23 protein-coding genes are annotated in these 23,312 nt (G+C 69.2%); 12 read left to right on the top strand and 11 right to left on the bottom strand.

All coding sequences use genetic code 11. The features are described 5' to 3' along the window. Positions 1-75: 75 nt before the first annotated feature. Complete coding sequence (locus tag NAM01S_RS22720; RefSeq protein ID WP_067788408.1) at positions 76-819, bottom strand: alpha/beta fold hydrolase; 744 nt, start codon at positions 817-819, stop codon at positions 76-78. A gap of 9 nt (positions 820-828) precedes the next feature. Continuing rightward, complete coding sequence (locus NAM01S_RS22725; RefSeq protein WP_067788410.1) at positions 829-1,809, bottom strand: DMT family transporter; 981 nt, start codon at positions 1,807-1,809, stop codon at positions 829-831. A 62-nt stretch (positions 1,810-1,871) separates the two neighbouring features. Between NAM01S_RS22725 and NAM01S_RS22730 the strand changes: the two genes are divergently transcribed. After that, the gene (locus NAM01S_RS22730) at positions 1,872-2,687 is read left to right on the top strand and encodes an AraC family transcriptional regulator (protein WP_253798382.1); all 816 of its coding nucleotides are present in this window, start codon (positions 1,872-1,874) and stop codon (positions 2,685-2,687) included. A gap of 173 nt (positions 2,688-2,860) precedes the next feature. Here NAM01S_RS22730 and NAM01S_RS22735 read toward each other — a convergent pair whose 3' ends face one another. Next, complete coding sequence (locus tag NAM01S_RS22735) at positions 2,861-3,193, bottom strand: hypothetical protein (protein WP_143861401.1); 333 nt, start codon at positions 3,191-3,193, stop codon at positions 2,861-2,863. 55 nt (positions 3,194-3,248) lie between these two features. After that, a complete protein-coding gene (locus NAM01S_RS22740; protein WP_067788414.1) occupies positions 3,249-3,731 on the bottom strand; it encodes a MarR family winged helix-turn-helix transcriptional regulator in 483 nt (160 codons plus the stop codon). A 75-nt stretch (positions 3,732-3,806) separates the two neighbouring features. Between NAM01S_RS22740 and NAM01S_RS22745 the strand changes: the two genes are divergently transcribed. The 4 genes from NAM01S_RS22745 (at position 3,807) to NAM01S_RS22760 (ending at position 8,151) form a co-directional block, all read left to right on the top strand. Then, complete coding sequence (locus NAM01S_RS22745; RefSeq protein ID WP_067788416.1) at positions 3,807-5,231, top strand: MFS transporter; 1,425 nt, start codon at positions 3,807-3,809, stop codon at positions 5,229-5,231. A 78-nt stretch (positions 5,232-5,309) separates the two neighbouring features. Then, positions 5,310-5,909: a CHAP domain-containing protein gene (locus NAM01S_RS22750; protein WP_067788418.1), complete on the top strand. Its 600-nt coding sequence runs from the start codon at positions 5,310-5,312 to the stop codon at positions 5,907-5,909. 227 nt (positions 5,910-6,136) lie between these two features. Continuing rightward, positions 6,137-7,273, top strand: coding sequence for a hypothetical protein (locus tag NAM01S_RS22755; protein WP_067788419.1), 1,137 nt, complete (start codon positions 6,137-6,139; stop codon positions 7,271-7,273). Between the two features lie 164 nt (positions 7,274-7,437). Then, positions 7,438-8,151 carry a DUF1906 domain-containing protein gene (locus NAM01S_RS22760; protein WP_067788421.1) on the top strand — a complete coding sequence of 238 codons (714 nt, stop codon included), beginning with the start codon at positions 7,438-7,440 and terminating at the stop codon, positions 8,149-8,151. A 75-nt stretch (positions 8,152-8,226) separates the two neighbouring features. On the opposite strand, the gene NAM01S_RS22765 is transcribed toward NAM01S_RS22760, so the two are convergent. Further along, positions 8,227-8,583, bottom strand: a complete 357-nt coding sequence (locus NAM01S_RS22765; protein ID WP_067788423.1) for a hypothetical protein — start codon at positions 8,581-8,583, stop codon at positions 8,227-8,229. A 117-nt stretch (positions 8,584-8,700) separates the two neighbouring features. Continuing rightward, positions 8,701-9,483 carry an Rv1157c family protein gene (locus tag NAM01S_RS22770; protein WP_067788425.1) on the bottom strand — a complete coding sequence of 261 codons (783 nt, stop codon included), beginning with the start codon at positions 9,481-9,483 and terminating at the stop codon, positions 8,701-8,703. 321 nt (positions 9,484-9,804) lie between these two features. Here NAM01S_RS22770 and NAM01S_RS22775 point away from each other — a divergent pair, with 321 nt between their 5' ends. Next, entirely contained in the window at positions 9,805-11,067 is a 1,263-nt protein-coding gene (locus NAM01S_RS22775) for a mannosyltransferase (RefSeq protein ID WP_084483195.1), read from the top strand. Between the two features lie 84 nt (positions 11,068-11,151). Here the strand turns inward: NAM01S_RS22775 and NAM01S_RS22780 are convergent, their stop codons facing one another. Both NAM01S_RS22780 and NAM01S_RS35800 read right to left on the bottom strand, forming a co-directional pair. Beyond that, the gene (locus NAM01S_RS22780; protein WP_067788429.1) at positions 11,152-11,448 is read right to left on the bottom strand and encodes a 4a-hydroxytetrahydrobiopterin dehydratase; all 297 of its coding nucleotides are present in this window, start codon (positions 11,446-11,448) and stop codon (positions 11,152-11,154) included. A gap of 49 nt (positions 11,449-11,497) precedes the next feature. Next, complete coding sequence (locus NAM01S_RS35800) at positions 11,498-11,674, bottom strand: hypothetical protein (RefSeq protein WP_097244929.1); 177 nt, start codon at positions 11,672-11,674, stop codon at positions 11,498-11,500. A gap of 154 nt (positions 11,675-11,828) precedes the next feature. Between NAM01S_RS35800 and typA the strand changes: the two genes are divergently transcribed. The 5 genes from typA to NAM01S_RS22800 all read left to right on the top strand — a co-directional run bounded on the left by typA (position 11,829) and on the right by NAM01S_RS22800 (position 17,208). Beyond that, positions 11,829-13,727 carry a translational GTPase TypA gene (gene typA, locus NAM01S_RS22785; protein ID WP_067788431.1) on the top strand — a complete coding sequence of 633 codons (1,899 nt, stop codon included), beginning with the start codon at positions 11,829-11,831 and terminating at the stop codon, positions 13,725-13,727. 37 nt (positions 13,728-13,764) lie between these two features. Beyond that, positions 13,765-15,510 (top strand): ABC transporter family substrate-binding protein, encoded by a 1,746-nt coding sequence (locus NAM01S_RS22790; protein WP_067788433.1) that lies wholly within the window; start codon positions 13,765-13,767, stop codon positions 15,508-15,510. Beyond that, positions 15,507-16,397 carry an N-acetyl-1-D-myo-inositol-2-amino-2-deoxy-alpha-D-glucopyranoside deacetylase gene (mshB, locus tag NAM01S_RS22795; RefSeq protein ID WP_067788611.1) on the top strand — a complete coding sequence of 297 codons (891 nt, stop codon included), beginning with the start codon at positions 15,507-15,509 and terminating at the stop codon, positions 16,395-16,397. The genes NAM01S_RS22790 and mshB overlap by 4 nt, the downstream gene beginning before the upstream one ends. A gap of 173 nt (positions 16,398-16,570) precedes the next feature. Continuing rightward, positions 16,571-16,729: a hypothetical protein gene (locus NAM01S_RS35805; protein WP_097245437.1), complete on the top strand. Its 159-nt coding sequence runs from the start codon at positions 16,571-16,573 to the stop codon at positions 16,727-16,729. Beyond that, on the top strand, positions 16,726-17,208 hold the full coding sequence (locus NAM01S_RS22800; RefSeq protein WP_067788434.1) for a hypothetical protein: 483 nt from the start codon (positions 16,726-16,728) through the stop codon (positions 17,206-17,208). The genes NAM01S_RS35805 and NAM01S_RS22800 overlap by 4 nt, the downstream gene beginning before the upstream one ends. A gap of 118 nt (positions 17,209-17,326) precedes the next feature. On the opposite strand, the gene NAM01S_RS22805 is transcribed toward NAM01S_RS22800, so the two are convergent. The 3 genes from NAM01S_RS22805 to NAM01S_RS22815 form a co-directional block, all read right to left on the bottom strand. After that, positions 17,327-18,004 (bottom strand): hypothetical protein, encoded by a 678-nt coding sequence (locus tag NAM01S_RS22805; RefSeq protein WP_174554846.1) that lies wholly within the window; start codon positions 18,002-18,004, stop codon positions 17,327-17,329. A gap of 143 nt (positions 18,005-18,147) precedes the next feature. After that, a complete protein-coding gene (locus NAM01S_RS36725) occupies positions 18,148-19,824 on the bottom strand; it encodes a PH domain-containing protein (protein WP_084483212.1) in 1,677 nt (558 codons plus the stop codon). A 53-nt stretch (positions 19,825-19,877) separates the two neighbouring features. Continuing rightward, complete coding sequence (locus NAM01S_RS22815; protein WP_084483196.1) at positions 19,878-20,375, bottom strand: PH domain-containing protein; 498 nt, start codon at positions 20,373-20,375, stop codon at positions 19,878-19,880. Positions 20,376-20,547: 172 nt separating this feature from the next. Between NAM01S_RS22815 and NAM01S_RS22820 the strand changes: the two genes are divergently transcribed. Next, a complete protein-coding gene (locus NAM01S_RS22820) occupies positions 20,548-23,142 on the top strand; it encodes a bifunctional FO biosynthesis protein CofGH (RefSeq protein WP_067788439.1) in 2,595 nt (864 codons plus the stop codon). Positions 23,143-23,312 lie beyond the last annotated feature (170 nt).

Genomic DNA, 23,312 nt, shown 5'->3' on the forward strand with positions numbered 1-23,312 from the left:
GCATCCAAACCTCCGACCTTCGAACCGACCGGTTTCGAGTACTGTTCGAGTGCGGCGATTCTCAGGAATCTGCCGCTACGGCACCTCGCTCGCGATCGCGATCGCGTCCGCGGCCACGATCAGCTTGTCGGCAACGGTGTCCGGCGCGGTCAGTCCCGCCAAGTGATGACCGGAGCACTCGATGACGGGTTGGCCGGCGGCCCGGGCGGTTTCGGCATGGTCGCGATAGGTCTCGCTCATCAAGACGTAGGCTGCGGCCCCTGCCCAGACGACGTCCGGCGCGGCTTCGGTGAAGAACGCGTAGGGCAGCCGGGGGACCTCGGCGACGAACTCCGCACGCACCCGCGGATCGGGGAGAATCTCGAGCAGGGTTCCGGAAGGCAGCCATTCGTGCCATGGCGGCAGCAGGCCGTCGCGAACCATCGCGCGCAGCTGCTCGTCGAATTCCCTTGGCAGAACGTCCAACTCGGGCGCTCCGGGATGTGGCAGCTCGGCGTCCGCGTAGACGAGTCCACGGATGCGGCCGGGCAGGACGGCCGCGATCGCGGGCAGCAGCGGGCCGGCGCCGCTGTGCCCGACGAGGATCAGATCGCCCTGCTCGGGCACATCGCGGGCTACCGCATCGGCGATGTCGCGGTGGTACGGGCCCGGTCCGGTCGCGGCGGCGCGAAGGTCCGGTGCGACGGCGGGCCTGCCCGTCCTCTCCAGTGCGGCGGCGACGAGACGCCAGGTGATCGGCCCGACGAGTGGGCTGTGTACGAGGACGAGCACAGGATGATCCACGCGGTCACCACCTTGCACCGGGCCGGTTCGGTCCATGCGACGAATCTAGCTCGCCCGCAGGGAATCGGGCTCCGGCGAAACGGAATCGGCCGTGGGGCTGGCCGAAGCGGTCTCGGAATCAACTGTCGCACCGCCTTCTTCGGCGTCGCCCGGCGTCGGCGAGATTGAATCATCCTCCGCAGGACGCGTATTCAACCACGCTCCGACGAACATCAATCCCGCCCCGATTCCCTGCAACGGAGCGATGGATTCCCCGAGCAGCACCCACGCGCACGTCAACCCGAAAGCCGGGACGAGGAATATCGCGGAGGCGGCGGTGGTCGGCCCCACCTGACCGACCGCGCGGTAGTACAGCACGTACGCGAGCGCCGTCGGCAGTGCGCCGAGATACGCCTGGTTGAGCCAGAATTCGGGGCCCAACTCCGACCAACGCACGTCATCGAAAGCGGGTACCGCGAGCAGTCCGAGGGCGACGGTGCCCGCGGCGGTCGCGTAGAGGGTGACCATGGCCGCTGGTAACCGGCTCAACAGCGGCGCGCCGAGCAGCGTGTAGGCAGACCAACAGGCCGCGGCGCCGAGAAACGCCAGGTCGCCGAGCAATCGGGTGTTTCCGGTATCCGGAATGCCGAGGAAGAACACGACCCCGCCGACTACCGCGAGAACCAATCCGAGCAACTGCACCACGGACAATCGCACGCGCCCGAGCAGGATGCCCACCATGACGGTGCAGACCGGCGCGGCCATCGGCACGATCACACTGCCGTCGGCCGCGGGCGCCAAGGAGAGACCGAGGAAGAACAGCGCGTTGTAGCCGAACACGCCGACCATGCCGACGCCCGCGGCGCGCGGCACTTCGGCGGCGGGCAGCCGAGGCGCGCGCAGGACCGCGAGCAACACGAGGGTGCCGCCGAGGAACCGCAGGAACCCCGCCACCTCGTGCGGGACTTCGGCGACGGCGGCCTTGGACGACGCGAAAGCGCTGCCCCACAGGGCCATGACCAGGATCAACAGCAGACGGATACGCACGCCTCGATACTCGGCGCCGACCGCCCCCGCGTATTGAACGCTGGTGCGGGGACAATGGGGCGGTGAGCGAATGGGTCGAATATCGGCGGATGCCGGACCGGCCGGTGGAGGTGATGCGCGCCCACTTCGAGCGACACGTCTACCACCCGCACGCGCACGAGACCTACTCGTTCGGTCTCACCGACTTCGGCGCGCAGAGTTTCGACTGCCGCGGCGCCGCCTGGGTCAGCGCGACGGGCATGGTGATGGCGTTCAACCCGGACGAACCGCACAACGGGCACAGCGCCACCGAGGCGGGCTTCACCTATCGCATCGTGCACATCGGCACCGAGCTGATCACCGACTTGCTGTCCGACCTGGCCGGTCGCCCCGCGGGCCTTCCGCTGTTCGCGGAACCGGTCCTGCACGATCCGCTGCTCGTGGGCGCGCTCGGCAGGCTGTACGCGAGCTTGACCTCGCCCGCCACCGAATTGGCAAGGGACGAGGCGCTTTCCGCTTCGGTGGCGGCGCTGGTGCAGCGCGGAGCACGGACTCCCCGCACCAGAACGGTGGTCGGCGGCGGCAACGGTGCGATCGCGCGCCGGGTGCGCGAGGTCCTGGACGAGCGCTATCTGGAGACGCTGTCGATGGACGATCTCGTCACCGCGACGGGCGCCAGCCGCTTCGCCCTCTACCGCGCCTTCCGCGCGAACTACGGTCTCGCGCCTAGCGATTACCAGCGCATCCTGCGGCTGCGAGCGGCGCGACGGTTGATCGCGACGGGCCACCCCGTCGCCGAGGCGGCCGTGGCCGCGGGCTTCGCCGATCAAGCGCACCTGACCCGCTGGTTCCGTCGCTGCTACGGCATCACGCCGGGGGTGTATTCGCGCGCGGGATAAACAGGAGGGCCGTGCTCGTGCCCGGCGTTGTCCGCGCCGGCTGATCAGGCGTGTGGGTCGTGCCTGGCGTTGTTCGCGCGCTGGCTGATCAGGCCTGTGGGTCGTGCCTGACGTTGCTCGCGCGCTGGTTGATCAGGCTGCGACTCGCGTTGAGCGTTGTCCGCGCCGGCTGATCAGGCCGTAGCCCGCGCCCAGCGCCGTTTCGCCCAGCGGCGCACGGTCGGGCTGACCAGCAGCGCGGGTAGTAGCACGATCGAGCCGAGCAGCATGCCGACCAGCATCAGCCCCGCGAGTAGCTCCCCGATCGCCTGCACCGCGGCGGGCGCGGCGAACAGCGCGGCGAACGCGGCGACCGCGACGGCGGGCGGGTAGTGCCCGGCCTGGGCGAGTATCGCGGCGGCCGTGCCGAAAGCGACGGCGAAGGCGAGGCCGACGACGCCGATCAGGTAGTTGTCCCAGGCGAACCAGCTCGGGCCGTGCCGCCGGAAATGCCGAAGTTCTCCCATCGTCGGGAGCATAGTGCGCTGTTGCTGCGCCGTAACGGATTCGGTGAAGTCGGGCTCAGCGCGCCGCGGGCGGCCGCGGCCACGGGTTGTGCTCGAGGTTTTCGATGGACTCGTTGAAACGCGCGACCAGCGCGCTGAGCTGATGGATATCGGACTCCGACCACTCGGCGACCACGGCGCCGATACCGTCGCGGCTCTGGGCGCGGTCGGCGGCGAGCAGTTCCATGCCTTTGGCGCTGGCCCGGATTTTGCGTGCGATACCGCCTTCGGGGTCCGGAACCCGTTCCACCAGATCGTGTTTGAGCATGGCGCCGACCTGCCGGTTGATGGTGGAGATGTCGAGGCGGAAGGCGTCGGCGAGTTCGCGAAGGGTGAGCGGGTTGTCGATCTCCAACCTGGTCAGGATGAGAAAGGCCGACCGGTCCAGCTGAAAGCCAGGACGGCGCAGCACCGAGGCCGGGAAATGCCGGGAGAGCAGGGCGAGCTCGAAGGCGAGGCGCGTCAGCGCCGCGGGGTCGGTGGGTTCCCGGTCTGGCATGGCACTCACTATGTCGCCTGGATCACTTCGATGACAAATTGTGCAGCATACACACGATGTGTACCGTACACATCCATGTCCATTGCCGCGTCCTCGCCCGCCACGGAGGCCGATAGCCGGCGCCGACCGGCCCCCGGCCTGCTCATCGCCACGCTCGGAGCGGTCGGCGTGGTCGTCTCGCTGATGCAGACGCTGGTCATCCCGATCATTCCCGCGCTGCCGACGCTGCTCGGCACCTCCGCCTCGAACGCGTCCTGGGTGATCACCTCGACGCTGCTGGCCGGCGCGGTGTTCACGCCGATCGCGGGCCGCCTCGGCGACATGTTCGGCAAACGCCGCGTGCTGTTCGCGAATCTGCTCGCCATGATCGCCGGTTCGGTGGTCTGCGCGAGCTTCTCGTCGCTGCTGCCGGAGATCATCGGCCGCTCGCTGCAAGGCGCGGCCGTCGGCGCGATCCCGTTGGGTATCAGCATCATGCGCGACGAACTGCCGATCGAGCGGGTCGGTTCGGCGATGGCGATCATGAGCGCGACGCTCGGCGTCGGTGGTGCGGTCGGCCTGCCGGTGGCCGCCGCGATCGCGCAGAACGCGGACTGGCACATGCTGTTCTGGAGCTCCGCGGCGCTCGGCGTGCTGTGCCTGGTGCTGGTCTTCCTCTTCGTGCCGGAATCGCCGGTGCGTACCCCGGCTCGCTTCGATTTCGGTGGGGCGGTTGGACTTTCGGTGGCGCTGTTGGCGCTGCTCGTCGCGATCACCAAGGGCGCGGACTGGGGTTGGTCCAGCGCCTCGATCCTGACGCTGTTCGCGGTGTCGGTGGTGGTCTTCCTCGGCTGGGGCTGCTACGAACTCCGGCAGGCCGCGCCGCTGGTCGACCTGCGTGTCTCGGCGCGGCCGCGGGTGCTGTTCACCAACCTGGCCTCGATCGCGGTCGGCTTCTCGCTGTACGGCATGTCGCTGACCTTCCCGCAGCTGCTGATGGCGCCGGAGGAGACCGGCTACGGCTTCGGGCTTTCCATGGTGAGCGCCGGATTGGCCCTGGCCCCAACCGGTTTGGTGATGATGGCGCTCTCGCCGGTGTCGGCGCGTTTGTCGGCGGCGCGCGGACCCAAGGTGACCCTGATCCTCGGTTCGGCCGTGATCGGTGTCGGCTACCTGTGCGCGGTGCTGTTGATGAACAACGTCTGGGAGATCATGCTCGCCGCCGTGATCGTCGCGGGCGGTGTGGGTCTGGCCTACGCCGCGATGCCCGCGTTGATCATGGGCGCGGTGCCGATCACCGAGACCGCCGCCGCCAACGGGCTCAACTCGCTGATGCGCTCGATCGGCACCTCCACCTCCTCCGCGGTGATGAGCGTGGTGCTCGCGCACATGACGATGTCGCTCGGCGCGCACCTGCTGCCCTCCCGCGAGGGTTTCCATACCACCTTCTTCATCGCCATGGCGGCCGCCGTGGTGGCCATCGCGCTGACGGCCTGCATCCCGATGGGCGAGAAGGACTGAGCGGCGCGATCCGGGGAACCGTAGGCCCCGTCCGTTCGTCCTAAAGATGAATGGTCGTCGAGAGCGAGTGGGGGGCGAATGTCCGCACCGGAGAGAACCCGGGGCCGGTTGGGGCTGTTGCTGGCCCTTGGGTTGGCCGTCGTCGCGGCCGTCGCGGCGGGCACGGTCTGGTGGTGGACCAGCTCGGATCGCCCCGCCGTGGTCGGCGAGAGTCCAGCGGCCTTCCCGGCCATCGATCGTTCCGCGCTCGATCCGGCGCAGATCCGGCTGGTCGAGGTGTTGGAGCGCGAGTACGCCGAGCCGGGCGGGGGCCCGAAGTATGCCGAGGGGGTCATCGAGCCCTGGTGCGCCGACTTCGTGAGCTGGGCGATGCGGGAGGCCGGGCGTCCGCTGTCGAATCCGAACTCCGGATCGTGGCGGATTCCCGGCGTCTACACCCTCCAGGAGTACTACGAGAGCACGGACCGGTTCGCGCCCATCGGCAGCGGCTACCGCCCGCGCACCGGCGACGTGCTGCTCTACGGCCCGGCGAGTCAGTTCACCCAGCACACCAACATCGTGCTCACGGCGGCGAACGACGAGGTGACAACGATCGGCGGCAACGAGTTCGGCGAGGTGCGCATCCACCGATTCCGGGTGGCCGACGTGAACGACGTCGTCGGATATGGGCGATTCTGAAAATCATTGCCGCTCAGGGCGTCCCGTTCGGCGAGCGCGGTGCTCGGCGCGTCCCTTCCCGAGCCTTAGTATGGAGTCGGCAGCGCCCGGCAGCGCTGTCGCCGCGGACCCTGTCCTGCTACCCCCTCATCAGCAGGACAGGGTTCCCCTAACGTTCTGATCTCCGGAAACTTTCGTCGCGTACCGTGTCGGTAGTCCGTTGAAAGGTGAGGGTTTCGGAATCTCTGATGCAGCCGACCGAAGAAACGACGAACGACCCGTCCTGGATCGACTACGCCGACTTCGGCGAACGCTTCGTCACCCACGCGGTGACCGAACAACGCATCGTGGCCGCGGTCTCCTCCATGGCGGGGCGCGGCATGGCCATCGGACCCTTCAACATCGGTCCTCCCGGACTCGCCGGATTCATCGCCGAGGGCAAGGTCGGCGACCCCAAGGTTCTCCGTCACGATCCGCACGTCGTCTTCCAGGTGACGGTGCCGCTCACCCTCGCGGTCAAGGTGCGGCTCGGCGGTAGGAAGCTGCGGCTGGAGGCGGTCGTCGAAATCGACCTCACCCTGCACGCCCGCACCGCCGACCCGCTGCTGATCGTCATCGACATTCCGCCCATCACCACCCGCGACGTGAGCTTCGTGCTGCGCGCCCAGACGGTCGATTCGGCCTGGGAGTGGCTGCTCGACCCGATCGCCGGACTGGTGCAACGCGAGGTCGCCAACCGTGTCAACAGCATGCTGGCCGAACCGCAGGCCAGGAGCGGGCGGGTCTTCGACGTGGAGGCCATGGTCGCGGGCACGCCGTCGCGGCATCGCGCGCAGGAGGAGTTCGACTGGATCGGTTACGGCGAGTTCGGCCACCGATTCTTCGCCCGCATCGTGACACGGGATCGGGTCTTCGAGGTGGTGGAGAAGATGGCGGGGCGGCCGATCGAGGTCGGGCCGCTGAAGACCGGGCCGAAGGACCGCGCGACCGTCACCGTGCGTGGCGCGATCCGGCAGCCGCGCCTTGTCGATCGGGCCGAGGGGCCGGACGATCTCGTCTCGTTCGACCTGACGCTGCCGGTCGGCCTCGACATCACCGTGCGGGTCTTCAAGGAGAACCAGTACCGCGCCGATGTCGAGATTCCACTGGTGCTGATCGCGAGAGCGGCCGATCCGTTGCTGATCGTCATCGACGTGCCGCCGCCCGCGACCGAGGACATCCGGATGGACTTCAAGGCGAAGGGCGTGCGCGCGGCGACTCTCGGGGCGGTTGCCGGAATCAAGAAGCAGGTCATCGCGCAGGTGGCCGGTGTGGTGCGCGAGCAACTCGGCGACAGTTCCGGCCGCACCATCGATGTCGCGGCTCGAATCGACGGTCTCACGTAACACGTGTGACAAGTGGGAAAGCTGGGTCGAATGGGTCTAGCGGTTCGAATGTGAAATGTGGTGAAATGAGTTCACGTTCGAGGCTCCCGGCGCGCGTGTGAGCCTTGGGGAAGGTGCGCCGGGCACGCTGCCAGCCAATGGGGGTTGCGCGAAGGAGTCCTGCGATGCGTTCTTTCGACCTGTCCCGGCGCAAGCTTTTCGCCTACACCGCAGCGGCGGCCGCGCTGGGTGTCACCGGCACCGCCACCTCGGCCTCCGCGACCGGATCTCTCGGCACCCTGATCGACTATTCCGGTGGCGTGCCCTCGGCCGACGCGATTCTCGAAGCCGGACATGTCGGCGTCATTCGATACGTCTCGGATCGGCGACCCGGCGCGGAATGGATGATGGGCAAGCCGCTGCTCGCGCGCGAGGCCGAGGCACTCACCGAGGCCGGACTGAAGATCGTGTCCTGCTACCAGTTCGGCAAGGGGCCGACCGCCGACTGGCGCGGCGGACTCGAGGCGGGCAAGAAGCACGCCGAGCGCGGGCTGGAGCTGCACCTGGCCGCGGGTGGTCCGGAAAGCAGACCCATCTACGCCTCGATCGACGACAACCCGACCCCGGTCGACTTCGCGACCATGATCGCGCCGTATCTTCTCGGCTGGGAAACGGTGCTAGGCAAGCAGAACGTCGGCGTCTACGCCAACTCGCCGACCATCGATCTCGCGCGAGCGGCGGGCCTGGGTTCCTGGTACTGGCAGCACAATTGGGGCACCCCGAAGGGGTATGTGCACCCGGCGGCGCACCTGCATCAGTTCGAGATCGACAAGCGCGCCATCGACGGCGTCGGCATCGATCTCAACAACATCTTGAAGCCCGAATACGGGCAGTGGTGAGGGGGCCCGGAAAGCGCACCGCCGGACGAAGTCCGTCGAAACCCGCGCATGGCCGGAGCGAATGCGGAGGTACGCTCAGGTCTGGCAGTGGCAGACCGGGGCGACGCGCAGATCCGGTTCGTCGTCGGGCACCACGCGCAGATTCGGCCGCGTCTCCGGCGCCTCGTGATCACCCATCCAGGACAGCAGCGACCAGCGCGACAGTCCGGACAGCGCCGAGCCGAGGCTGGCGAAGGAGCCGGACGAGATCACCGACGCGAACGACCCGACCGATCCGATCGAGAGCACCGAACCGACGCTGCCGATGGAGAGGATCGAATAGGCCGACCCGATGGACAGGATCGAGCCTTCGGACCGGATGGACAGGATCGACCGGCGCGAGCGCCTGCTCCTGATCGAGCGGGGTCGTACCGTTCCTTCGACAGTCGACATGCCTTCGGTCTACCACAACGCGGACCGGGCCGGGGACGATCGCCGCGATTGCCGCGGTGTGTCGGCCGGACACGCCGAAGCCCGGCGGTCGCGAACGACCGGCCGGGCTTCGAAACATCAAGCGACGGTGAAGAAACCGAGCGTCGGCAGGAACGAGCAGGTGCGCGGCGCCGCGTCGGGCGCCTGGGTGGTGAGCGAGCCGCCGACGACCGCGACGATCCGGCCGCGGCCGGTGTTCACGATGGCGGAGAGGGTCGCGGGACCTTCCGGGTTGATCTTCGCCTCGTCGGTCAGCGCCTGCACGCCGGACTGACGGGTGTCGAGGTTCAGCCACTGCACCGTCATCGGCGGGTTCTGCTGCGCGGTCGGCGCCTTGGTGCCGAGCGCGGTGAACACGAAGCCGGTCTGACCCGCCTCCGGTCCGGGCGGGGGCAGCGTGGCCGGGCCGGGCACCGCGAGGGCCGTGCCGACCGAGTCGGCGGTCGGGCTGATGCAGCCCTTGCCGATGGTCGGGTAGAGGAACTGCGCGATGACGGGACCGTCCTCCGGCAGCTCGGGACCGCCGCCGCCGCTGCCGTCGAGGAACGTGATGATCCGTTCCAGGGTCGACTTGATCTGCGGCGGCAGATTCAGGGTGTTGAGCAGGATGCGCGCCTGATCGAGGATCGCGGACTGCGGCCCGTTGGCGATATCGGCCGGGCCTGCGATGGCGCCGACGATGGCGGGGGTGAGCGCGGCGATCGCGTCCACCGGGACGCCCTCGGGCACCATCGGAACGCTGTTCGGAACCGCGGCGGGGGCGGGCGCCGGCGCCGCTACTGCGACCGGCGCGGCGAGCGAAGCGCTCGCCGCCAGGGCGAGTGCGGTCAATGCGATCCGCGATCCTCGGGTGCGAAGCACTGGTCTAGCCGTCCTTACCTCGGGTACATCTGGGCCAACGGGTGAAAACCCATTGTTTCGGGGGTCACTCTAAGGACACGACCACCGAGTTGTACAGCCGTGGTCGTTATCACGTTGTGCTCTGGACGATCAGTGTTATCAGAAGGTAACCCGGCGGGTTGTTACACATGTGAAAGGTGATGCAAATGTTATCCCTGTTGCATGCCCGCACGGGGAAGATCAGCGCTCCGGTTAATCTAGTCGCAGCCTTCGGCATTTGTCGCCGACACACCGGACATCGGTCGCGTTTCGCGCCCGCCCCCCGACCCGAAAGCCCGCGATTTGAACCGAGACAGCGCTCGGTCGGACCAGCGTCCGGCCGCTGCCCACCTGCGACTGGCGGTGTTGCTGCTCGGTCTTTCCGTTCTGGCCAGGCTGCTGTGGATGTTGGTGTCGCCCAACGGGATGAACCTGGTCGACCTGCACGTCTACGTGGACGGTTCGGCGGCGCTGCTCACCGACCGGCTCTACGACTTCACGTATGCGGAGAAGACGCCGGATTTCCCGCTGCCGTTCACCTATCCGCCGTTCGCCGCGCTGGTCTTCTTCCCGTTGCATTTCCTGCCGTTCAAGGTGATCGCGGTGGGCTGGCTGCTGGCAACGGTGGCGGCGCTGTACGGCGTCGTGTGGATCGCGCTGGAATTGATCGTCGGCGCGCGGCGGCTGCGCGAACCCGGTTGGCGCGCGGCGGCGATCGGGTGGACGACGGTCGGCGTGTGGCTCGAACCCGTCCGCACCACGATCGACTACGGACAGGTCAACGTCTTCCTCGTGCTCGGCGCGATGCTCGCGGTGCGCAGTTCGCGCTGGTGGATCTCGGGCGGGTTGGTCGGCATCATCGCGGGCATCAAGCTGACGCCTGCGATCACCGGCCTCTACTTCGTCGCGCGGCGGCGCTGGGGGACCGCACTGTGGTCCGCGGTGGTGTTCGGCGCGACGGTCGGCATCAGCTATCTCATCAACAACCACGAGGCGACCCGCTACTTCGGCACGCTGCTCGGTGACGCGGACCGGATCGGCCCGGTCGGCTCGGTGTGGAATCAGTCGCTGCGCGGGACGCTGAGCCGCATCCTCGGTCACGACGTGGAGTCCGGGCCGGTCTGGATCGCGGCGGTGTTGGCGGTCGCGGTGCTGGCCTTCTTCGCCTGGCGAGCGCTGGAACCGGACGATCGGATGGGCACGCTGCTGATGGTGCAGCTGTTCGGGTTGCTGATCTCGCCGATCTCGTGGTCGCACCATTGGGTCTGGCTGCTGCCGACCGTGCTGTGGTTGGTCTACGGTCCGCTGCGGCGGTCGCCGGGCGCGCGAATCCTGGCGGGTTATTGGCTGGTGACGATGCTGATCGGCGTGCCGTGGGTGCTGTCGTTCGCCCAGCCGACGATCTGGGAGATCTCCCGGCCGGGTGTGCTGTCCTGGTTGGGTGCGGTGGACGTGCTCGGTGTGCTCGTCCTGTTCGCGTGGATCATCTGGTCCGGCGCGCGGCGCGAGCGTTCGGGTGTGACCGAGGCGAACGAGAGGGTGGCGGAGGGATCGGCGCGGGCGTAGTTCGGACGCCTCCCGCGGGCAGCGGTGATTCGGCACGCTCCGATCGGCTGGCGTGCGAGCATTTCGTCTTCGCGGGATTGACGGCTACTCGGACTGCGACGCGAGCAGATCGATCTCGCGGGCCAGGCCCAGATCCAGGGCGGTCAGCCCGCCAGCGGAATGGGTGGACAGCGTGAAGGTCACATTTCGCCACCGGATATCGATGTCGGGGTGATGGTTCGCGGCCTCGGCCGCGTCGGCGACCCGGCGCACCAGATCGATGCCCGCGGGAAACGAGGCGGCCTTGATGGTGCGGGTGATGCTCTTGTCGGACCGGCTCCAGTTCGGCAGTCCGGCCAGCGCGTCGGCGATCTCGGCTTCGGATAGCAGTGGAGTGCTCATATGCCGGTTGTACCCCCGTTTGCCGGAGGTGCACGGAGATCGGTGAAACTCAGGCCGCGCGAGCCTGTTTCAGCGCCTTCTTCAGATCCTTGCCGGTCAGGCCCGCGGCCTCGGCCTTCTTCATCCGCATGATGACAACGGGGCATTTGAAGCAGCGCGTCTTCTTACGACAGCACTTCTTCTTCGGTTTCAGACTCGAAACCTTCTTAGCTTTTACCTTGCCCACGACGGTTAGCTTACCCTTAGTCGAGCGCCTGAATCGGAGGGGTCGCCCGGTTGCCGGTACTGTGTAGCTGGCCGCGATGCCCGGTGAGTTTTCATTTCTCCACCTGTTTGCAGGGGTCGGCCGGCACCAACACCAACAGCAGGAGGATTCAGGCGTGTCGTCTGCACGCGATTTTCGCAACGTCGCCATCGTGGCCCACGTCGACCACGGCAAGACGACGCTGGTCGACGCCATGCTGCGCCAGTCCGGCGCCTTCGCCGAGCGGGCCGAACCGGTCGACCGGGTGATGGACTCCGGCGACCTGGAACGCGAGAAGGGCATCACCATTCTCGCCAAGAACACCGCGGTGCACCGGCACCACCCGGACGGTTCGGTCACCGTCATCAACGTCATCGACACCCCCGGCCACGCCGACTTCGGCGGTGAGGTCGAGCGTGGTCTGTCCATGGTGGACGGCGTGGTGCTGCTGGTGGACGCCTCCGAGGGCCCGCTGCCGCAGACCCGGTTCGTGCTGCGCAAGGCGCTGGCGGCGTCGCTGCCGGTGATCCTGGTCGTGAACAAGACAGACCGCCCCGACGCCCGCATCGAAGAGGTCGTCGAGGAGAGCCACGACCTGCTGCTCGATCTGGCCTCCGACCTGGACGACGCCGCCGCCGAGGCCGCCGAGCTGGCACTCGACCTGCCGGTGCTCTACGCCTCCGGCCGCGAGGGCAAGGCCTCCAAGGAGCGCCCCGAGAACGGCAGCGCGCCCGACGCGGAGAACCTGGACGCGCTGTTCGACGTGCTGATGGAGTGCATCCCCGCCCCCAAGGGTGATGCCGCGGCTCCGCTGCAAGCGCACGTCACCAACCTCGACGCCTCGGCCTTCCTCGGCCGCCTCGCGCTGGTGCGCGTGCACAACGGCGAGCTGCGCAAGGGCCAGAACGTGGCCTGGATGCACGCCGACGGCGTCAAGCAGGTCAAGATCACCGAGCTGCTCCAGACCATCGGCGTCGAGCGTCAGCCCGGTGAGGTTGCCGTCGCGGGCGACATCGTCGCCATCGCGGGCATCCCGGAGATCATGATCGGCGACACGCTCGCCGACATCGACAACCCGGTCGCGCTGCCCCGCATCACCGTCGACGAGCCCGCGATCTCGGTCACCATCGGCACCAACACCTCGCCGCTGGTCGGCCGGGTGCAGGGCCACAAGCTGACCGCCCGCATGGTGAAGTCGCGCCTGGACCAGGAGCTGGTCGGCAACGTCTCGCTGCGGGTGCTCGACATCGGCCGCCCGGACGCCTGGGAGGTGCAGGGCCGCGGTGAGCTGGCGCTGGCCATCCTGGTCGAGACCATGCGCCGCGAGGGCTTCGAGCTGACCGTCGGCAAGCCGCAGGTGGTCACCAAGCAGGTCGACGGCAAGGTGCACGAGCCGTACGAGGAGCTGACCATCGACTGCCCCGAGGAGTACCTCGGCGCGATCACCCAGCTGCTCGCCGCCCGCAAGGGCAAGATGGTCCAGATGAACAACCACGCCGCGGGATGGGTGCGGATGGAGTTCATCGTCCCCTCGCGCGGCCTGATCGGCTTCCGTACCGACTTCCTCACCGAGACCCGCGGCACCGGCATCGCCAACGCCGTCTCGCACGGCTACGCGCCGTGGGCAGGCGAGATCCGGGCGCGTCACACCGGTTCGCTGGTCTCCGACCGCGCGGGCACGGTGACCCCGTTCGCGATGATCCAGCTCGCCGACCGCGGCCAGTTCTTCGTCGAGCCGGGTGCGGACACCTACGAGGGCCACGTCGTCGGCATCAACCCGCGTGCGGAGGATCTCGACATCAACGTCACCCGCGAGAAGAAGCTGACCAATATGCGCAGCTCCACCGCGGACGTGATCGAGACCCTGGCCAAGCCGTTGCAGCTCGACCTGGAAGGCGCGATGGAGTTCTGCGCCGCCGACGAGTGCGTCGAGGTCACCCCCGAGGTGGTCCGGGTGCGCAAGGTCATCCTGGGCCAGAACGAACGGGCCCGCGAGCTGTCCAGGCGGAAGGCGCGGGACCGGGCCGCGCTGTAGAGTGCCGAACGTGAGCTCGGGGGCAAAACGACGCGCGATGCTGCGCGCACTGATGGTTCTGCTGGCGGCCTCCGCGATGGTGCTCGCCGGATGCACCGCGAACCCGCCCCCGCCCATCGAGAGCACGGACAGCCCGAAGACGACGCCCGCCAAGCCGGGCAAGAACACCGTCGTGGTGGCGATCGACGACATCGGTATCGGGTTCAACCCGCACCTGCGTTCCGATCAGTCGCCCGCCACCTCGGCGGTGAGCTCGATGGTGTTGCCGAGCCCGTTCCGTCCGGTGCCGAGTCCGTCGGTGCCCGGCGCGACGGACTGGGTGCCGGACACCGCGCTGGTGACCTCGGCCGAGGTCACCAGCCAGGAGCCGTTCACCATCACCTACACGCTGCGCAACCAGGCCAACTGGTCGGACGGAGCGCCCATCGCGGCCGAGGACTTCCGTTTCCTGTGGCAGCAGATGCTGACGCAGCCCGGTGTCGCGGATTCCGCCGCGTACCGGTTGATCTCGGATGTGAACTCCTCCGGCGGCGGCAAGACGGTCACCGTGGTGCTGACCCAGCCGTACCCCGCATGGCGCGAGCTGTTCGCGAATCTGCTTCCCTCGCATCTGATCAAGGATCAGCCGGGTGGTTTCGCCAACGGGCTCGCGGAGGGAATTCCGGTGTCCGGCGGCAACTTCGCGATCAAGTCGGTGGACCCCGGCCGCGACGAGATCCTGCTGGAACGCAACGACCGCTACTGGGGCACCCCGGCCGCGCCGGATCAGATTCTGTTGCGCCGCGGCGGAACTCCCGCGCAGCTGGCCGAGTCGCTGCGCACCGGTGACGCGCAGATGGCGCTCGTGCACGGTGGCGTCGCGACCCAGGCGCAGCTTGCCGCGATCCCCTCGGTGCGCACCGCGATCATGCTGCAGTCGCGCGAACTGCAATTCGTCTTGAACGGGCGCACAACCGAACTCGCCGATCCTCGGGTCCGGCGCGGGCTGCTCGCGCTGCTCGACCCCGCGCTGCTCGCCACCGTCGGCGCGCAGACCGGCGGATGGGTCGAACCGGTGCGCGCGCAGATACTGACGCCATCGGATCCCGGTTACGCGCCGACCGCACCGCCGCGGCCCACCGCGGACGAGGCGTTCGCGCTGCTCGCCGAGGCCGGTTTCGCGCGCGCGCCCGAGCCGCCGCCGGTGATCTCGCCCACCTCGCCCGCGCCGCAGCCGCGCCCGATCGCGAAGAACGGCAAGACCCTCGCGGTGCGGATCGGCGCGGTGACCGGTGACGCGACCGCGCTCGCGGTGGCCAATACCGCCGCCGACCAATTGCGCAGCGCCGGAATCGACGCCAGCGTCCGCAGCCTCGCGGCCGACGAGCTGTACGGCAAGGAACTCGTCGAGGGTGGCGTGGACGCGATCGTCGGCTGGGAGGTCGCCGGCGCCGATCCGGCCACCGTGCTGGCGTCCCGCTACAGCTGCCCGCCGCAGGCGCCCGGCCTCGACGACGGCGAGGCGCAGGCCGCGGTCGAGGCGGCGCGACGCGCGCCGAGCAACCTGTCCGGGGTGTGCGATCCCGTGCTGCAACCCGCGATCGACGCCGCGCTGCGCGGTATCGATGTCCCCAAGGTGCTCGCCGACGCCGAGCCCGCGCTGTGGGGACTGGCCACCGTGCTGCCGATCGTGCAGGACAACGTGGTCGCCGCCGCTGGTCCCCGGGTGGACGGCGCGTCGCTGAGCGGCGCCATCCAGGTGGGCATCTTCGGTGACGCCTCGATGTGGCGCAGGATCCCGTGACCAAGCCGGACGGGCCTGGCGGCATCGTGCTGGTGCACGCGCATCCGGACGACGAGTCCATCACCACCGGCGGCACCATCGCGCACTACCGCCGCCGCGGGGTTCCGGTCACCGTGGTGACCTGCACCCTCGGCGAGGAGGGCGAGGTGATCGGCGAGCAGTGGGCGCAGCTGACCGCGGATCACGCCGATCAGCTCGGCGGCTACCGTGTCCTCGAATTGACAAGGGCGCTGGCCGCTTTGGATGCCGCGCCGCCGCGCTTCCTGGGCGGCGCCGGCCGCTGGCGGGATTCGGGCATGGCGGGCACGCCGTCGGCCGAGCACCCCAGGGCGTTCGTGCGTTCCGGTTCGGAGGCGGTGGACGCGCTCGTCGAGATCCTGCTCGAGCTGCGGCCGCGGGTGGTGATCGGCTACGACCCGCGCGGCGGCTACGGCCACCCCGATCACATCAGGGCCCACGAGGTCGCGACCGACGCGGTGCACGCGGCGGCGGAGCGCGGCTGGGACGTGCCCAAGTTCTATTGGACGGTGACCGACGCCGACATGCTGCGGCTGCACACCGAGGCGCTGGCCCGCCGCACCGTCGAGGGTCTGCCCGGCGCGCTGCCGCGCGGATGGCGGCTGCCGGGGGCGGGGGAGTTGGCGAGCGTGCCGAGTCACACCGTCACCACCACCGTCGAGGTGTCGGACGTGCTGACCGCCAAGCGTGCGGCGTTGCGCGCGCACGCGACCCAGGTGACGGTCGCGCCCTCCGGGCGGGAGTTCGCGCTGTCCAACAACATCGCCCAGCCGGTGTTGCCCGAGGAGCACTACGTGCTGGTCCGTGGGACGCGGGGGCCGGTCGGGCCGGACGGGCGCGAGCACGACCTGTTCGCCGGGATCGTCTGAGTTCGCGATCGAGATCGTCCCTGCGCCGATCGTCGGCCGGCTCGCCGCGCGCCAACGGGTGCTCGCCGTCGCCGCGGAGCGCCGCAGCGGTACGGGCAAGTTCCCGGTGGTCGCGGACACCCCGGTCGACGGTGCGTGATCCGGGTGGAGGCCGCGGGCATAGACTCCTGGACGTGTACAACTGGGACCTCCAGAACGCCATCTCGGCCTTCGTGGACAGCCTGCGCCCCGGCGCGGAGCATCAGCACGAGCTGTACATGTCGGTGCTGTACGCCTTCGTCGACATGCAGAGCCACCTGCTGACCCTCCTCGGCTACCCGCCGGTGCCGTGACGGCGCTCGACAAGCGCGCGGACGCGCCACGTACCGATGATCGAGGGTCGATCGCCGAACCCCTGCGGCTGGCGCTGATGGCCGTGCTCACCATGAGCGGGTTGTTCACCCTCGCCTTCGAGGTCCTCTATCTGCCGGTGTACCTGGGCACCTCGCACCTGCCGCCCGCCGAGGACACCACCCTGGTTGCCGCCCCGCTGGCCGCGGTCGCCGGGTCGGGCACGTTCGCCCTACCGGTGACGGCTCTGCTCGCGGCCGGTCTGAACGTCTTGTTCATCGCGGCCATGCGCACCCTGACCGACAGCACCCGGGTGGCGTTGCTTCCGGTCATCGTCTGGACCTTCGGCTTCTTGGCGTGCACCTTCGCGGGCCCCGGCGGCGACCTCATGCTCCTCAGCGACTGGCCAACCCTGCTCCTGCTCCTCTGCGGGCTGATCCCTCCGCTGGTCTACGTCTACCTCCGCCCGGCGCCGCACTGACTTCGCAGACCCGTCGTACGCCTCGCAGAGGCTGCATCCTTTGCGAGGCGTGCAGTGTTTCTGCGAGGGCAAGGTGGTGTCCCGGTGGCGGCCACTGCGAAGTGGAGCGGTGGACCGGTCAGTCGACGCGGACCGGGAGGGTCGCGATGACGGCGTCCGCGCGGGCGCGGAGGGCGGCGGCGAGGACGGGGCCGCGGGGGTTGTGCAGGGGGCGGTGCCACCAGTGGCGGGCTTCCACGTGGGCGAGGAGGACGGTGACGTCGCGCCCGGTGGCGGATCGCTTGCGCACGTAGCCGACGAGGGTGGCGATCAGGCTGCGGTGCGGGGACGGCGGGACGGTGAGCGGGACGCCCGGATCCCATTCCTTCCATCGGGCGCTGAGGCGTTTCGTGGCGGCCGGGTCGATTTCCGCTGCGACGGCGACGATTTCGCCGCGCATGCGCAGGGCAGCGGCGAGGGCGCGTGCGGTCGCCTCGCTGACCGCCAGCAGCAGCCACGCGCCCTCGGTGAACTTCTCGCCGAGCAGCACGACGGCGGCGACGGCGGTGAGGCACGCGCCGAACCCGTTGAGCGCGGCGCGCGGCGCCCATCCCGGACCGCGCTGCCGCCTCCAGTGCTGGACGAGTCCCCACTGGCTCAGGGTGAATCCGATGAAGACGCCGATCGCGTACAGCGGAAGCAGCCGATGCGTCTCGGCGTCGACCACCAGCAGAATCGCGCCCGCCGCCACGGCGAGCGCGGTCACGCCGTACCGGAACACCGGGCGTTCGGAGCGCAGCGCGAACAGCGACGGCATCCGGCGATCCTTCGCCAGCAGCGCGAGCAACACCGGCAGCCCACCGAAACTGGTGTGTCGGAGGTGCTCCCACACACCTTTCGCACGGTTCACATAGGCGGTGGCTGTGTGAGGCGTATGCGGCTTTTGTGGCAGCGCCGAGGTCAGCGGGAGCCGAGGGCGCCGGGGGTGACGGATTCGATGAGGGGCCAAGCCTGGTCGAGGGGGACGTCGATGACGAGGTATCGCTTCTTGCCCGCAGCGGTGGCCGCGATGACGGTGGCCAGGCCGGCGCGGCGCTGCCAGAAGGATTGGCGGACGGTCCAGCCGATGACGCCGGGCGCTTCGAGGCAGTCGCGGTCGCGGTCGAGGCATCCGGCGCGGGTGATGAGCCAGGCGGGGGAGGTGTCGGTGCGGGGGAGGACGGTGTGGCCGAGGCCTCGGTAGCGGTCTTCCGCAAGGGCGATGCCGATGATCGCGGTGATGCCTGGCAGCAGCCACCACAGTGGCTGGATGGGGCCTTCGAGGGCGAAGGCGAGCACCAAGAGGGCGAGCAGGACGACGGGCGAGAGCGCCCGGAAGTAGCGCCGACGGCGCGCGGCGGGACCGTGGCGGGTGAGCCGCGCGGACATCTGCGCCAAGGGCTCACTCGCGGCCGCGTCGCACGGCGGTGCGACATCGGCCCGGAGTACGTCGGTCCTCGGTGGCGTGAGATCGGGAGTTGCGCCCAGGCCGGTTCTCGGCCGCGGGGCAGCCGGGGTGGACGAGGGTGTCGATCTGCCCTCGGCGCCGAGCGGTGTGCGGGCGGTCGGTGACTGCGGCGGAGGTCCTTCTCGTTCTGCTTCGGCGGCGGTCGGCGCGTCGGTCGCACGCGGCGCCAGCAGTTCCCCCAACGTCCGTTCTATCGCTGCCCGCGGGGCTTGGGGCAGGATCTTCTGGCGCGGATTCTCCCCGACCATGATGGCCTCGAGTTCGGCGGCGCCCGAAAGGCGAAGCAGCAGTGGCTCGTTCACCGTGGCGCCGCGGAAACGGGCCAGGTCGAGGGTGATCTGTCTGGTGGTGAACAGGCCGTGGCGCAGGTGTAGGGTGCGGCCGTTGTGCAGGACGCGGAGGCCGAAATACGTTGTCAGGTACCGCGTGCAGGCCGCCAGGCTGACCACGAGCACGATCGCGGCGAACAGGCCGAGCACGACGAGCACGATGGCGGCGACGGTCCCTTCGCCGAGGTCCTGCGCGGCATCGGATTCGAACACCACCTCGCCCAAGCCGTACTGAAATGCCGCGCCCACGATCGGCGCGATGACGGCGAACCCGGTCAGCGAGAGCGGCGCGTACCGCACCCACTCCGGCCGCCAGTGCCCGATCTCCCGCGCGGCCGGAAGAGCTTGTGCCGCTTCGTCTTCCGATACACCTACGGCGGGAGTGGCCGGTGCGGGTCGCGCGGTGTGCGCGAGCAATTCCGTGCGCAAAGCGGGCACCACCCGCGCGTCGAGCGAGTCCAGCTTGAACTTCTCTCCGCTGTCGGCCTGTTGCCCGGTGCCGATGACCACCACGGAAAGTCCGAGCGCCCGGTGCAGCAGATCGGATTCGATGTCGACGGACCTGATCCGGCTTCGCGGCACCGAAAGCTCCCTGCGCTGCACCAATCCGGTGCGCAACTCGACGTGGGTCGGGCCGATCCGATAGGTCGTGGTGAACCAGCGGGTCAGCGCGAACCCGACGATCAGCACCAGCGGAACGATGCTCCACGCGGGGTTGCCACTGCTGGTGCCGAGGATGACCGAACCGATCAGCACCGGGATGAACTTGACCACCTCGGTGACCGGATGCACCAACAGCATTCGCTTGTCCAAGCGCGCCCACGGCGGTCCGGTGCCGACGGGCGGCTGCTCGGTCACGTCGCGTCCCCGCGATGACGCGCGGCGATCTCGGTCAGCCGCGTGACGGTCTGTTCGGCGACCGGCAGATCCAGCGCCGAGATCTGCACCGCGCCCGCCGACGAGGCGGTGGTGACCGTCACCGTCGCCAGGCCGAGCAGCCGCTCCAGCGGACCGCGTTCGGTGTCTACCGTCTGCACCCGCGAGATCGGCGCGACCCGGCTCTCCTGGGTCAGCCAGCCGACCCTGGTGTACACGGCCTCGTCGGTGACCTCCCACCGGTGCACGGCGTAGCGCCACCACGGCACGACGGCGATGCTGAGCACCGCGAAGACCAGGCCGATCACCAGGGCGGCCGACTGCCAGCCGCGGTGGGTCGAGTCCACCGCGGCCCACACGAGCAGCGCGAGGACCGGCAGCGCCCACGAAAGCCCCGCCTGCACCGTCCACAGCAGTTTCGCCTTGGGGCTTGGACGCCAGGCCGGGTCGGCCATGATCGTGCGCGGCTGCGACATGGTTGTCATGGTTGCACGAACATTCGCCGCCCCGCGCCACGCCGGTGGAATAACGGTGAGGCGTGCTGAGGTTGTGAACGCTCACGACGGGCCTCGCGGAACTCGCCGTCGCGGTGAGCTGGCTACGCTCACAGACAAGCACTGGAGGGAGACAGTCCAGGATGGGTAGCGCATGATCGAGGGCGTGACCGAGCTAGCGACACCGAGCGTCCCGCCAGCCCCGCCCAGCCCGTCGGCCATGCGCCGCGCGCTGCGCAGGGCCCGAGACGGCGTGACACTGAACGTGGACGAGGCCGCGGTGCTGCTGCACGCGCGCGGCGAGGATCTGGTCGAGTTGTGTCGCAGCGCGGCGCGGGTGCGCGACGCCGGCCTGGAATCGGCGGGCAGGTCGAAGACCATCACCTACTCGCGCAACGTGTTCATTCCGCTGACCCGCTTGTGTCGGGACAAGTGTCACTACTGCACGTTCGTCACCGTGCCCGGCAAGTTGCGGGCCGAAGGCAAGGGCATGTTCCTGGAGCCCGACGAGGTGCTCGACATCGCCCGCCGCGGCGCCGCGCTCGGCTGTAAGGAGGCGCTGTTCACCCTCGGCGACCGGCCCGAGGCGCGCTGGCCGGAAGCGGCCAAGTGGCTGGACGAGCGCGGCTACGACTCCACGCTGGATTACCTGCGCGCCGTCTCGATCATGGTGCTGGAGGAGACAGGTCTGCTGCCGCACCTGAACCCCGGCGTCATGAGCTGGGAAGAGATCGCGCGGCTCAAGCCGGTGGCGCAGTCCATGGGCATGATGCTGGAGACCACCTCGACGCGGCTGTTCACCGAGAAGGGCGAATGCCACTACGGCAGCCCCGACAAGGACCCCGCGGTGCGGCTGCGCGCCATCACCGACGCCGGTCGGCTCTCGGTGCCCTACACCACCGGCATCCTGGTCGGCATCGGCGAGACGCTGACCGAGCGCGCCGAGTCGATCATGGCGATTCGCAAGCAGCACAAGGCTTTCGGGCACATCCAGGAAGTGATCATCCAGAACTTCCGCGCCAAGGACGACACCGCCATGCGCGACGCGCCCGACGCCGGTCTGGAGGAGTTCCGCGCGACCATCGCGGTGACTCGCCTGCTGCTCGGCCCGGACGTGCCGGTGCAGGCCCCGCCGAATCTGGTGTCGCTGGAGGAATGCCTCGCGCTGATCGACGCGGGCATCGACGACTGGGGCGGCGTCTCACCGGTGACCCCGGATCACGTGAATCCCGAACGGCCGTGGCCGAATCTGGACACGTTGCGCGAGATCACCGAGGCGGCGGGCTACCAGCTCGTCGAAAGGACTTCGGCGCACCCGAAATACGTGCGGGCGGGCAATCCGTGGGTGGATCCGCGGATCGGCGCGCACGTGGCCGCGCTGACCGATCCGGCGACCGGACTGGCGAATCCGGACGCGATGCCGGTCGGTCTACCGTGGCAGGAGCCGGACGAATCGTGGGACTCCGCGGGCCGGATCGACCTGAACACCGCGATCGACACCGAGGGCCGCAACACCGAGAGCCGCAGCGACTCCGCACTCGGCCAGGACGTGGTCGGCGCCTTCGGCGACTGGGACACCGTTCGCGAACAGGCGCGCGACCTGGCCGCCCCCGAGCGGCTCGACGGTGACGTGCTCGCCGCGCTGCGCGCCGCCGAACGCGATCCCGCGGCGCTCTCCGACGCCGACTACCTGGCGCTGGCCACGGCCGAGGGCGTCGATCTGGAGGCGGTCACGAAGCTGGCCGACCAGCTGCGCCGCGACACCGTAGGCGACGACGTCACCTACGTGGTGAACCGGAACATCAACTTCACCAACATCTGCTACACCGGCTGCCGGTTCTGCGCGTTCGCCCAGCGCAAGGGTGACGCCGACGCGTTCACGTTGAGCACGGACGAGGTCGCCGACCGGGCGTGGGAGGCGCACGTCGACGGCGCCACCGAGGTCTGCATGCAGGGCGGCATCGATCCGGATCTGCCGGTCACCGGCTACGCCGATCTGGTGCGCGCGGTGAAGCGGCGGGTGCCGTCGATGCACGTGCACGCTTTCAGCCCGATGGAGATCGTCAACGGGGCTTCGCGCGGCGGGCAGAGCATCCGCGACTGGCTGGTCGCGCTGAAGGAGGCCGGTCTCGACACCATTCCCGGCACCGCCGCCGAGATCCTGGACGACGAGGTGCGCTGGGTGCTCACCAAGGGCAAGCTGCCCACCTCCGCGTGGATCGAGGTGATCACCACGGCGCATCAGGTCGGGCTGCGCTCCAGCTCGACGATGATGTACGGGCACGTCGACAACCCGAAGCACTGGGTCGGCCACCTGCGGGTGATTCGCGGAATCCAGGACGAGACAGGCGGTTTCACCGAATTCGTGCTGCTGCCCTTCGTGCACCAGAGCGCGCCGCTTTACCTGGCGGGCGCGGCGCGTCCGGGTCCGACGATCCGCGACAACCGCGCCGCGCACGCGCTGGCCAGGATCATGCTGCACGGCCGGATCGACAACATCCAGACCAGCTGGGTCAAGCTCGGCACGGCGGGCACCAGGATGATGCTCAACGGCGGCGCGAACGACCTCGGCGGCACGCTGATGGAGGAGACCATCTCCCGGATGGCGGGCTCCCAGCACGGCTCCGCGAAGACGGTCGCCGAGCTCACCGAGATCGCCACCGGCATCGGCCGCCCGGCCAGGGAACGCACGACCACCTACGGGCGGGTCGATCGCAAGCCGCACGCCCTTTCGTTGTCGCTCGGGTAGACGGAATCGGCGTGCGGCCCCGGAAGCCGTGCTCGAGGACTAAGCTCGTGCTGCTGTACGTCGGAGCGCACGAGGGCAACGGCATACCGGTCGCGAGCGGGGGCGGAGCCGGTGAAGTTAGGGCAGGCTGACCAGTAGTAACGTGGGGTGGTCGGGATAGGGTTTCGCGT

Origin of the sequence: Nocardia amikacinitolerans NBRC 108937, from assembly GCF_001612615.1 — a bacterium.
GTDB classification, from domain to species: Bacteria; Actinomycetota; Actinomycetes; order Mycobacteriales; family Mycobacteriaceae; genus Nocardia; species Nocardia amikacinitolerans.